The organism is Angustibacter aerolatus (assembly GCF_054776675.1).
Window position 1 is genome coordinate 1 of record NZ_BAAHBM010000094.1, and the last position, 11,542, is coordinate 11,542.

The 11,542-nt window shown below is 75.6% G+C and carries 8 protein-coding genes; all 8 read left to right on the plus strand.

Annotated elements, in window-relative coordinates:
• Positions 1 to 200 precede the first annotated feature (200 nt).
• Genes ACYVI6_RS16030 through murC form a run of 8 tightly spaced genes read left to right on the plus strand, consistent with a single transcriptional unit; the run spans position 201 to position 11,394 of the window.
• Positions 201 to 1,946, plus strand: a complete 1,746-nt coding sequence (locus tag ACYVI6_RS16030) for a peptidoglycan D,D-transpeptidase FtsI family protein (protein WP_460447333.1) — start codon at positions 201 to 203, stop codon at positions 1,944 to 1,946.
• A gap of 10 nt (positions 1,947 to 1,956) precedes the next feature.
• On the plus strand, positions 1,957 to 3,567 hold the full coding sequence (locus ACYVI6_RS16035) for a UDP-N-acetylmuramoyl-L-alanyl-D-glutamate--2,6-diaminopimelate ligase (RefSeq protein ID WP_460447326.1): 1,611 nt from the start codon (positions 1,957 to 1,959) through the stop codon (positions 3,565 to 3,567).
• A complete protein-coding gene (locus tag ACYVI6_RS16040) occupies positions 3,564 to 4,955 on the plus strand; it encodes a UDP-N-acetylmuramoyl-tripeptide--D-alanyl-D-alanine ligase (RefSeq protein ID WP_460447327.1) in 1,392 nt (463 codons plus the stop codon). Before ACYVI6_RS16035 ends, ACYVI6_RS16040 begins: the two co-directional genes overlap by 4 nt.
• Positions 4,952 to 6,052 carry a phospho-N-acetylmuramoyl-pentapeptide-transferase gene (mraY, locus tag ACYVI6_RS16045; RefSeq protein ID WP_460447328.1) on the plus strand — a complete coding sequence of 367 codons (1,101 nt, stop codon included), beginning with the start codon at positions 4,952 to 4,954 and terminating at the stop codon, positions 6,050 to 6,052. The genes ACYVI6_RS16040 and mraY overlap by 4 nt, the downstream gene beginning before the upstream one ends.
• The gene (gene murD, locus ACYVI6_RS16050; protein WP_460447329.1) at positions 6,049 to 7,554 is read left to right on the plus strand and encodes a UDP-N-acetylmuramoyl-L-alanine--D-glutamate ligase; all 1,506 of its coding nucleotides are present in this window, start codon (positions 6,049 to 6,051) and stop codon (positions 7,552 to 7,554) included. The genes mraY and murD overlap by 4 nt, the downstream gene beginning before the upstream one ends.
• On the plus strand, positions 7,551 to 8,840 hold the full coding sequence (gene ftsW, locus ACYVI6_RS16055) for a putative lipid II flippase FtsW (protein WP_460447330.1): 1,290 nt from the start codon (positions 7,551 to 7,553) through the stop codon (positions 8,838 to 8,840). The genes murD and ftsW overlap by 4 nt, the downstream gene beginning before the upstream one ends.
• Positions 8,837 to 9,979 carry an undecaprenyldiphospho-muramoylpentapeptide beta-N-acetylglucosaminyltransferase gene (gene murG, locus ACYVI6_RS16060; RefSeq protein ID WP_460447331.1) on the plus strand — a complete coding sequence of 381 codons (1,143 nt, stop codon included), beginning with the start codon at positions 8,837 to 8,839 and terminating at the stop codon, positions 9,977 to 9,979. The genes ftsW and murG overlap by 4 nt, the downstream gene beginning before the upstream one ends.
• Entirely contained in the window at positions 9,976 to 11,394 is a 1,419-nt protein-coding gene (murC, locus tag ACYVI6_RS16065; protein WP_460447332.1) for a UDP-N-acetylmuramate--L-alanine ligase, read from the plus strand. The genes murG and murC overlap by 4 nt, the downstream gene beginning before the upstream one ends.
• The last annotated feature ends 148 nt before the right edge of the window (positions 11,395 to 11,542 follow it).

An 11,542-nucleotide genomic window follows, 5' to 3' on the forward strand; every position in this document is an offset into this window, starting at 1 on the left:
CCCGTGCGCCGCGCGCCGGCGCGTCTGCCGGTGCGGCCCGTCCCGCGCCCGGTCGCACGGCACGGCCCGCGGCCCCGCGTCCTGGCGGTGCCACCCGAGCGCCCGCCGCCCGCACCGGATCGAGCCGCCCGACCCGACCGCCGGCCCCGCACCGGGTGCCTCGGACCGCGCTCGGTCACCCCCAGCGGCGGGTGCGCGCGATGTTCCTCGGCGTCTGCCTGGTGCTCAGCCTGTTCGCGGTGCAGCTGCTGCGGCTGCAGGGCCTCGACGCGTCGGCCATGGCGAAGCAGGCGCTCGACGGCCGGCTGACGACGGCCACCGTGCCGGCGATGCGCGGCGACGTCGTCGACCGGGACGGCGCGGTGCTGGCCACGAGCCTGGTGCGCTACGACGTCACCGTCGACCAGAAGCTCGTGGGGAGCTGGAAGGTGCTGCGCAAGGACCCGGTCACGGGCAAGCGGGTCAACGTCACCCTCGGCGTCCCGGGGGCGGTGGCCGCGCTGGCGCCGGTGCTGAAGATGGACACCGCGACGCTCACCCAGAAGCTCACGGGCACCAAGCGCTTCGCCTACGTGGTCAAGGGCGTCACGCCGCAGCTGTGGCGCAGCGTCGACGACCTGGACGTCAGCGGGATCTTCGGCCAGCGCACCTCCGAGCGGTACTACCCGGCCGGCTCGATCGGCGCGTCCGTCGTCGGGTTCCCGATGCACGACGGCCTGAAGACCACCGGCGCCGGCATCGAGCGCGCCGAGGAACTGGTGCTGGCCGGCCGCGACGGCAGCGTCACCTACGAGCGCGACCCGGCCGGGCGGCAGATCGCGAACGGCGAGGTCGAGCGGACGCCGGCGGTCGACGGGTCCGACGTCCGGCTGACGATCGACCGCGACCTGCAGTACAAGGCCGAGCAGCTCATCGCGCAGAAGGTGAAGGAGTCGAAGGCGAAGTCCGGCGTGGTGGTCGTGATGACCCGCACCGGGCAGATCCTGGCGCTCGCGAACGCCCCGGGGTTCAACCCGAACGACACCCGCGGCGCCAAGGCCGAGAACATGTACAACCGCGCGCTGTCCGAGGTGTACGAGCCGGGCTCGACGAGCAAGATCATGACGGCCGCGGCCGCCCTGGAGGAGGGCGTGGTCACCCCGACGACGCCGTTCTCGGTCGACTCCACCGTGCGCCGCGCCGGCCGGACGTTCCACGACTCGCACGCCCACCCCACCGAGCACCTGACGTTCGCCGGCGTGCTCGCCAAGTCGAGCAACGTCGGCACGATCCTGGCCGGCGAGAAGCTGCCGGCGACGACGATGCACGACTACCTGGTGAAGTTCGGCGTCGGGCAGCCGTCGGGCCTGCGGTTCCCCGGCGAGAGCCGCGGCATCCTCGCGCCGGTGGCCGACTGGAGCGGCACGCAGCGCTACACGGTGCTGTTCGGCCAGGGCCTGTCGGTCAACGCCGTGCAGGCGGCCGGGGTCTACCAGACCATCGCCAACGACGGCGTCCGCGTGGCGCCGCAGCTGATCGCGTCGACCACCGACGCCACCGGCCGGGTCGTGCCGGCCGCGACGCCGAAGCAGACGCGCGTGGTGAGCAAGCAGACCGCGAGCACGCTGCGCGACATGCTCGAGGGCGTCGTCAGCAAGGACGGCACCGCGCCCGAGGCGCGCATCGCGGGCTACCGGGTGGCGGGCAAGACGGGCACCGCGCAGTACAGCGACCCCACCTGCGGCTGCTACCGCGGCTTCACCGGGTCGTTCATCGGGATGGCCCCGGCCGACGACCCGCAGCTGGTCGTGGCGGTCACCCTGCAGCGCCCCACGAACGGCTACTACGGCGGCACCGTGGCGGCCCCGGTCTTCCACGACGTCATGACGTACGCCCTGCAGAAGCTGCAGATCCCGCCGACCGGCACGAAGCCGCCCAGGATCTCGATCACCACCGACGAGCGGTAGCCTCGCCGTCGTGCCCGGACCCGCTGCGAGCTCACCGGCAGGCCTGCGTCCGCGGGCCGTCGAGGGCGTCTCCCTGGCCGCGCTGGCGGCCGTCGCGGGCACCTCGACGCCGCCCGGCGCGGGTGCGGTGACCGTCACCGGCGTCACCCTCGACTCGCGCGCCGTCCGCCCCGGCGACCTGTACGCCGCGCTGCCCGGGGCGCGGGCGCACGGTGCCGAGTTCGCCGTCCGCGCCGACGCCGCAGGCGCCCGCGCGGTGCTGACCGACGCCGCCGGCGCCGACCGCCTGCAGGCCGACGGCGTGGGCCTGCCCGCCCTCGTGGTGCCGGCGCCGCGGGCCGCGCTCGGCGACGTCAGCGCCGCGGTCTACGGCCACCCGGCCGAGCGCCTGCAGCTGCTCGGGGTCACCGGGACGAACGGCAAGACGACCACGACGTACCTGCTCGACGCGGTGCTGCGGCACGCCGGGCGCACCACCGGGCTGATCGGCACCGTCGAGACGCGGGTCGCCGACGAGCGGGTGGCCAGCGTGCGCACCACGCCGGAGGCGCCCGACCTGCACGGCCTGCTCGCCACCATGCTCGAGCGCGGCGTGCAGGTGTGCGCCATGGAGGTGTCGAGCCAGGCGCTGGCCCAGCACCGGGTCGACGGCGCCGTCGTCGACGTCGCGGGCTTCACGAACTTCAGCCAGGACCACCTCGAGCTGCACGGCGACATGGAGACGTACCTCGCCGCCAAGTCGCTGCTGCTGACGCCCCGGCACAGCCGCGCGGCCGTCGTCGTGGTCGACGACGAGGGCACCCGCCGGGCCGCGGCCGGGGCCAGCGTGCCGGTCACGACGCTCTCGGCCGACCCCGCTGCCCCCACCGACTGGCGGGTGGCCGCCCGCACCCCGGACCGCACCGGCACCGCGTTCGAGCTCGAGCGGGTCGCCGACGGCCACCGGCTGCGCCTGCGCTGCCCGCTGCCCGGCGACTTCAACGTGATGAACGCCGCGCTGGCCGCGGTGATGCTGCTGGCCAGCGGGCTGGAGGCCGACGCGGTCGAGCGCGGCCTGGCCGCCACCGGCGGGGTGCCCGGCCGCATGGAGCGGGTCGAGCCGGACGACGACGCCGGGGCCGCGGGTGCGCACCCGCTGCTCGTCGTCGACTACGCGCACACGCCGGACGCCGTGGCCGCCGCGCTGGCCGCGCTGCGCCCGCAGGTGCAGCCGGCCGGTCGGCTGCTCGTCGTGCTCGCGGCCGGCGGCGACCGCGACCCGGGCAAGCGACCCGGCATGGGCGCGGCCGCGGTGTCCGCCGCCGACGTCGTGGTGGTGACCGACGACAACCCGCGCAGCGAGGACCCGGCGGCGATCCGCGCCGCGGTGCTCTCCGGCACAGGCGGCACAGGCGGCACCGACGTCACCGACGGCACCGAGGTGCTCGAGGTCGCCGGACGCCGCGACGCGATCCGGCGCGCGGTGGCGCTGGCCCGGCCCGGCGACGTCCTGCTGGTGGCCGGCAAGGGCCACGAGCCGGGCCAGGAGGTCGCGGGCACGGTGCACCCCTTCGACGACCGCGACGAGCTGCGCGCCGCCGTCCTCGCCGCACGCACCCCCTCGGCGCCGGTGTCCTCGTGATCCCGATGACCCTGGCGCAGGTCGCGGCGGCGACCGGCGCGCGGCTGCACGGCGACCCGGCGCTCGTGGTGCACGGTCCCGTCGTCACCGACGCCCGCACCGCCGGGCCCGGCGGGCTGTACGTCGCGCGCGTGGGCGAGCACGCCGACGGCCACGACTTCGTGCCACAGGCCCTCGAGCGCGGTGCCGTCGCGGCGCTGGTCAGCCGGCCGGTCGACGGCGTGGCGCACCTGGTGGTCGACGACGTCCAGGTCGCGTTCGACGCGCTCGCCCGGCACGTCGTGAGCGCGCTGCCCGAGGCGACGGTCGTCGGCATCACCGGGTCGTCGGGCAAGACCAGCACCAAGGACCTGCTGGCCCACGTGCTGGCCGGCGCCGGGCCGACCGTCGCCACCGACCGCTCGTACAACGGCGAGGTCGGCGTGCCGCTCACCGTCACCCGGGCCGAGCCGTCGACGCGCTTCCTCGTGGTCGAGATGGGCGCCCGCGGCACCGGCCACATCGCGCACCTGACGACGATCGCCCGGCCCGACGTCGCCGTGGTGCTCAACGTCGGCCAGGCGCACCTCGGCGAGTTCGGGTCGGTCGACGCGATCGCCGTCGCGAAGTCCGAGCTGGTGCAGGCGCTCGACGCCGACGGCCTCGCCGTGCTCAACGCCGACGACCACCGGGTGCGCGCGATGGCCGCCGTCGCCGCCGGGCAGGTCGTGCTGGTCGGCCGCTCGACCGACGCGCAGGTGCGTGCCGACGACGTCCGGCTCGACGCCGCCGCCTGGGCCTCGTTCACGCTGGTGACGCCCGAGGGGTCGGCGCCGGTGACGCTGCGGCTGCACGGCGAGCACCACGTCGCGAACGCGCTGTCGGCCGCGGCCGTCGCGCGGCACGCCGGGCTGCCGGTCGAGCGGGTCGCCGAGCTGCTGGGCACCGCCGAGGCGGCCAGCGCCTACCGCATGCAGGTCACGGAGCGGCCCGACGGCGTGACGATCGTGAACGACGCCTACAACGCCAACCCCGACTCGGTGCGCGCGGCGCTCAAGGCCCTCAAGGCCATGAGCGCCGGACGCCGCACCTGGGCGGTGCTCGGCGAGATGCTCGAGCTCGGCCCGGACGCCGTCGCCGAGCACGACGCGATCGGCCGGCTCGCGGTGCGGCTCGACGTGTCGCGCCTCGTCGCGGTCGGCGAGGGCGCGCGCGCCGTGCACACCGGTGCCGTCATGGAGGGCTCGTGGGGCGAGGAGTCGGTGCACGTGCCCGACGCCGACGCCGCCCTCGCCCTGCTGCGCGAGCAGCTGCAGCCGGGCGACGTCGTGCTGCTGAAGTCCAGCAACGGGGCCGGTCTGCGGTTCCTCGGTGACCGGTTGGTCGAGCAGGGGAGTCCCACCTCGTGAAGGCCGTCCTCTTCGCCGCGGGCGTCTCGCTGCTCGTGACGCTGCTCGGCACGCCGCTCTACATCCGCTTCCTGGTGAAGCGGGCCTACGGGCAGTTCGTGCGCGACGACGGCCCGACGTCGCACCACACCAAGCGCGGCACGCCCACGATGGGCGGCGCGGTGATCATCGGCGGCACCCTCGCGGCGTACGTCGCGGCGCACCTGCTGACCTGGCGGCCGCCCACGGTGAGCGGCCTGCTGGTGCTGTTCCTGATGACCGGGCTCGGCTTCATCGGGTTCCTCGACGACTTCATCAAGATCCGCAACCAGCGCTCGCTCGGCCTGCGGGCGGTGCCCAAGCTCATCGGGCAGTCGCTGGTGTCGGTGGTGTTCGCGGTGCTCGCCCTGCAGTTCCCGAACCACGCGTTCCGCACCCCGGCGTCCACCCAGATCTCGTTCATCCGCGACACCCCGCTCGACCTGGCGTTCGCCGGGCCGGCGCTCGGGCTGGCGCTGTTCGTGGTGTGGGCGTACGTGCTCATCGCTGCCACCAGCAACGGCGTCAACCTCACCGACGGCCTCGACGGGCTGGCCACCGGCGCGAGCACGCTGGTGTTCGCCGCGTTCGTGCTGATCGGCACCTGGCAGTCGAACCAGGCCTGCCAGACCCTGCAGACCGGCACGCCGTCGAGCACCGCGCTGAAGTGCTACGAGGTGCGCGACCCGCGCGACCTGGCCGTCGTCGCCGCCTGCGTCATGGGCTCGTGCATCGGGTTCCTGTGGTGGAACGCCTCGCCGGCCCGCATCTTCATGGGCGACACCGGCTCGCTCGCGCTCGGCGGCGCACTGGCCGGCCTGGCGATCACCAGCCGCACCGAGGTGCTGCTGGTGATCATCGCGGGCCTGTTCGTCATCATCACGATGTCGGTGATCCTGCAGGTCGGGTCCTTCAAGCTGACCGGCAAGCGGATCTTCCGGATGGCGCCGCTGCAGCACCACTTCGAGCTGCTGGGGTGGCAGGAGGTCACCATCGTGATCCGGTTCTGGATCATCGCCGGTCTCTTCGTCGCGCTCGGCCTGGGCATCTTCTACGCCGAGTGGGTGGTGGGCTCGTGACGCGCGACCTGACCGAGCTGGTCAGCGCGGACGCCGACTGGTCGGGCCTCGACGTCGTCGTCGCCGGCGCGGCGGTGAGCGGCTTCGCGGCCGCCGACACGCTCGTGCAGCACGGGGCCCGCGTCACCGTGGTCGACGGCCGCGACGACGTCGGCGACCGTGGCGAGCTGCTGCGCATCCTCGGCGCCGACCTGCGGCTCGGGCCGGACGCCGTGACCGCGCTGCCCGACGCGCAGCGGCTGCCCGACCTCGTCGTCACGTCACCGGGCTGGCGACCCGACCAGCCGCTGCTCGCCGCCGCGCAGGCCGCCGGCGTGCCGGTGTGGGGCGAGGTCGAGCTGGCCTGGCGGATGCGCCCGGCCACCGGGGCGGCGCCCTGGCTGCTCGTCACCGGCACCAACGGCAAGACCACCACCGTGCGGATGCTCGAGTCGATGCTGCGGGCCGGCGGCCGGCGGGCCGTCGCGGCGGGCAACGTCGGCGTCCCGGTGCTCGACGCGGTGATCGACCCCGACGGCTACGACGTGATCGCCGTCGAGGTGTCGAGCTTCCAGCTGCACTGGCTCGACCACACCCCGGCCGGCCGCGGGCTGTCGGTCAGCCCGCTGGCCAGCGTCTGCCTGAACGTCGCCCCCGACCACGTCGACTGGCACGGCTCGATGGCGGCGTACACCCACGACAAGGGCGAGGTGTACCAGCGCACGCAGCTGGCCTGCGTCTACAACGCCGGCGACCCGGTGACCGAGCAGCTGGTGCGCGACGCCGACGTCGTGGAGGGCTGCCGCGCGGTCGGCTTCACCCGCGGCGTGCCCTCGGTCGGCATGCTCGGCGTGGTCGAGGACGTGCTCGCCGACCGCGCCTTCGTCACCGAGCGGCAGACCGCCGCGGCCGAGCTGGGCACGCTGGCCGACGTCCAGGGCGACGCCCCGGCGCTCGCGCCCCACCAGGTCGACGACGCGCTCGCGGCGGCCGCGCTGGCCCGCGCCGCCGGGGTCGAGGCCACCGCCGTGCGCGACGGGCTGCGCGGCTTCGTGCCCGACCCGCACCGCATCCAGCGCGTCGGCACGGTCGACGGCGTCGACTGCGTCGACGACTCCAAGGCCACCAACCCGCACGCCGCCGCGGCGTCGCTCGCCGCGTTCGACCACGTGGTCTGGGTGGCCGGCGGGCTGCTGAAGGGCGCCGACGTCGACGACCTGGTGCGCCGGCACGCCGGCCGGCTGCGGGCCGCGGTGCTGCTCGGCCGCGACCGCGACCAGATCGCCGCCGCCGTCGCGCGACACGCGCCGGATGTCCCGGTGGTCGAGGTCGACTCCACCGACACTGACGTCATGGAGCTCGTGGTGCAGCAGGCGCGCGGTCTGGCGCGGCCAGGCGACGTCGTCCTGCTGGCGCCCGCGGCGGCGTCGATGGACCTGTTCCGCGACTACCACGACCGGGGCGACCGGTTCGCGGCCGCCGTCCGCCGGCTGGGCGGGCGACCGGAGGGTCCGCGGGCATGAGCGCCGCCGCGCACGACGGCGCGGTGCCCGTCGGCGGATCCCGCCTGCGGCGGCACCTGCCCGTGCTCGAGCGCCTCGAGTCGCCGGTGACGACGTACTACCTGCTGCTCGGCGCCACCCTGTGCCTGCTCGTCATCGGCCTGGTCATGGTGCTGTCGGCCTCCTCGGTCACCTCGCTGACCAAGACCGGCTCCTCGTTCACGACGTTCAAGAGCCAGGCCGTCTTCGCCGCGCTCGGCGTGCCGCTCATGCTCGTCGCCTCGCGGCTGTCGCTGCGCACCTGGCAGCGGCTGGGCTGGGGCATGGTCGTGGCGACGGTCGTGGCGCAGGCGCTGGTGTTCTCGCCGCTCGGCGTCGAGGTCAACGGCAACCGCAACTGGATCGAGCTGGCCGGGCAGCGGCTGCAGCCGTCCGAGGGCCTGAAGCTCGCGCTGGTGGTCTGGGGCGCCACGGTGCTGTGCCGCAAGCGCGCGCTGCTCGACCGCGCGTCGCACGTCGTCGTGCCGCTGCTGTTCCCGGTGGGCGCGCTCGCGCTCGGGCTGGTGCTGCTCGGGCACGACCTGGGCACCACGCTGATCCTGCTGATGGTGCTGGCCGCGCTGCTCTTCGCGGCGGGCGCGCCCGCGCGGATGTTCGTGACGGCGGGCCTGGCGTCCGCCGCGCTGGTCGCGGTCTTCGTGGTGACCAGCGAGAACCGCATGGCCCGGCTCGGCACCTGGTTGCACTGCACCGACAGCCTCGGGGCCTGCATGCAGCCGATCCACGGCAAGTACGCGCTCGCCGACGGCGGCTTCTGGGGCGTCGGGCTCGGTGCCAGCCGCGAGAAGTGGTCGTGGCTGCCGGAGGCGCACAACGACTTCATCTTCGCGATCATCGGCGAGGAGCTCGGCCTGCCCGGCACGCTGGTGGTGCTCGCGCTGTTCCTCGCGCTCGGGTACGCCTGCTTCCGCATGGTGACCCGCACCTCCGACCTGTTCGTGCGCATCGCCACCGCCGCGGCGATGGCCTGGCTGCTCGGGCAGATGCTGGTCAACGTGGGTGCCGTGATCGGCATGCTGCCGGTGATCGGCGTGCCGCTGCCGCTGGTGTCGAGCGGGGGTTCGGCGCTCATCGTCACGCTGGTGCTGCTCGGCATGCTGATGTCGTTCGCCCGCCACGAGCCCGGGTGCCGCGACGTGCTCGCGGCCCGACCGGGCCTGGTGCGGCGCGGGCTGGCCGTCGTGCCCGGCGCCCGCCGCCGGGTCGCCGGTCGCACCGCCCGCTCGGGCCGGACGGTCGCCTCGTGAGCCGATCCGTGCTGCTCGCCGGCGGCGGTTCCGCCGGGCACGTCTCGCCGCTGCTGGCCCTGGCGGACTGCCTGCGCCGCCGCGACCCCACGACGACGATCACCGCGCTGGGCACCAGCGAGGGGCTCGAGGCGCGGCTGGTCCCGGCCGCCGGGTACCCGCTCATCGACCTGCCGAAGGTGCCGATGCCGAGGCGCCCGTCCGGCGACCTGGCGCGGCTGCCCGCCCGGCTCGGCGGCGCGGTGCGCGCGGCCGGTGCCGCGATCGACAGCAGCGGGGCCGACGTGGTCGTCGGCTTCGGCGGCTACGTGTGCCCCCCGGCCTACCTCGCGGCCCGCCGCCGCGGCGTGCCCGTGGTGATCCACGAGCAGAACCCGCTGCCCGGCCTGGCGAACCGGCTCGGTGCGCGCCTCACCAGGTACGTCGCCACGACGTACGCCGGCACCCCGCTGCCGCACGCCGTGCACACCGGCATGCCGCTGCGCGCCGAGATCGGCGAGCTCGGCGGGCTCGACGCGGCCGCCCGGGCCGTGGCGATGCGCGCGGCCCGCGCCGAGCTCGGGCTGCGGCCCGACCTGCCCACGCTGCTGGTGTTCGGCGGCTCGCTCGGCGCGCAGCGGCTGAACGAGACGTTCGCCGCCGCCGCGGCCGAGGTGCGCGCGGCGGGCGTGCAGGTGCTGCACGTCAGCGGTCTCGGCAAGGCCGTCGACGTGCCGGTCGAGGGCCCGACGCCGTACGTCGTGGTGCCGTACGTCGATCGCATGCAGGTCGCCTACGCCGCCGCCGACGTCGCGGTCTGCCGCTCGGGTGCCAACACGGTGTGCGAGCTGGCGACCGTGGGGCTGCCGGGCGTCTACGTGCCGCTGCCGGTGGGCAACGGCGAGCAGCGGCTCAACGCCGAGCCGCTGGTGCGCGCGGGCGGCGGCCTGCTCGTCGACGACGCCGCCTGCACCCCGGACTGGGTGCGCACGGTCGTGCTGCCGCTGCTGCGGGACGAGGCGGCGGTGCGGTCCATGGGCGAGGCGGCGCGCGGCTTCGCCGTGCCGCACGCCGACGAGCGCCTGGCCGACCTCGTCGACGCCGCGATCGAGGGCGTCGCGCCGTCCACCCTGCGCAGCGTGCCCGGCGGTGCCGCGTGACCGACGCCCCGCTGCCGCCCGCGGCCGACCTGCCGCCCGTGCACTTCATCGGCATCGGCGGCGCCGGCATGTCGGGCATCGCCCGCATCATGCTGGCCCGTGGCATGGCGGTCAGCGGCAGCGACGCCAAGGACTCGGTGCTGCTCACGGCGCTGCGCGCGGAGGGCGCGCAGGTGCAGGTCGGGCACGACCCCGCGCACCTGGCGGGCGCCCGCACCGTGGTCGCCAACTCGGCGATCCGCGCGGGCAACCCCGAGCTCGCGGCCGCCCGCGCGCAGGGGCTGCGCGTGCTGCACCGCTCCGAGGCGCTCGCCGCCCTGGCCGACGGCCGCACGGTCGCCGCGGTGGCCGGCACGAACGGCAAGACGACCACCACCTCGATGCTCACCGTGGTGCTGCAGCACGCCGGCCTCGACCCGTCGTTCTCCATCGGCGGCGAGCTGGCCGAGAGCGGCACGAACGCCCACCACGGCACCGGCGAGGTGTTCGTGCTCGAGGCCGACGAGAGCGACGGCAGCTTCGTCGTCTACCGCCCGCACGTCGCGGTCGTCACGAACGTGCAGCCCGACCACCTCGACCACTACGGCGACGCGGCCGGCGTCGAGCGCGGCTTCGACGCCTTCGCGGCGACGGTCCGGCCCGGTGGGTCGCTGGTGGCCTGCGCCGACGACGAGGGGTCGGCCCGGCTGGCCGCTCGCGCCGTGCGCGACGACCTGCGCGTCGTCACCTACGGCACGGTCGCCGAGGCGCACGTGCGCGCCGTCGACGTCCGACTCGACCGCGGTGGCGCGTCGTTCGACGTGGTCGTGCTCGGACGGCGGGTGGGCGGTGCCCGCATCGACGTGCCGGGCCGGCACAACGTGCTGAACGCGCTGGCCGCCACCGCCGCGGCGATCGAGCTCGGCGTGCCGGCCGCGGTGGCGCTGGCCGGGGTCGCGCGCTTCACCGGCACCCGCCGGCGGTTCGAGTCGCGCGGCGTCGCGGGCGGGGTGCGGGTCTTTGACGACTACGCGCACAACCCCGGCAAGGTCGCGGCCGCCGTCGCCACCGGGCGGCAGGTGGCCGGCGACGGCCGGCTGGTCGTCGTGTTCCAGCCGCACCTGTTCAGCCGCACCCGCGACTTCGCCGAGCAGTTCGGGCAGGCGCTCGGCGGCGCCGACGAGGTCGTGGTCATGGACGTCTACGCCGCCCGCGAGGACCCGCTGCCCGGGGTCAGCGGCCGGCTGATCGCCGACGCCGTGCCGCTGCCTCCCGACCAGGTGGCGTTCGTGCCGTCGTGGGCGGCCACCGCCGACGCCGTCCGCGCCCGGCTGCAGCCCGGCGACGTCGTGCTGACGGTCGGCGCGGGCGACGTCACGATGCTCGCCGACGAGGTGCTCGCACGCCTCGGGCCGCTGCAGCGGGCGCCCCGGTGAGCAGCCGCACCCCCACCCGTCCCGCGGGTGCCACCCGCGTCACCGGCTCGCGGCCGCAGCCGCCCGGCAGCGCGGCCCGGTTCGCGGCCCGCGCCCGTGCCGTGCGCCGTCTCGGCTACGACCGGCCGGTCACCGAGCAGTACGCGCG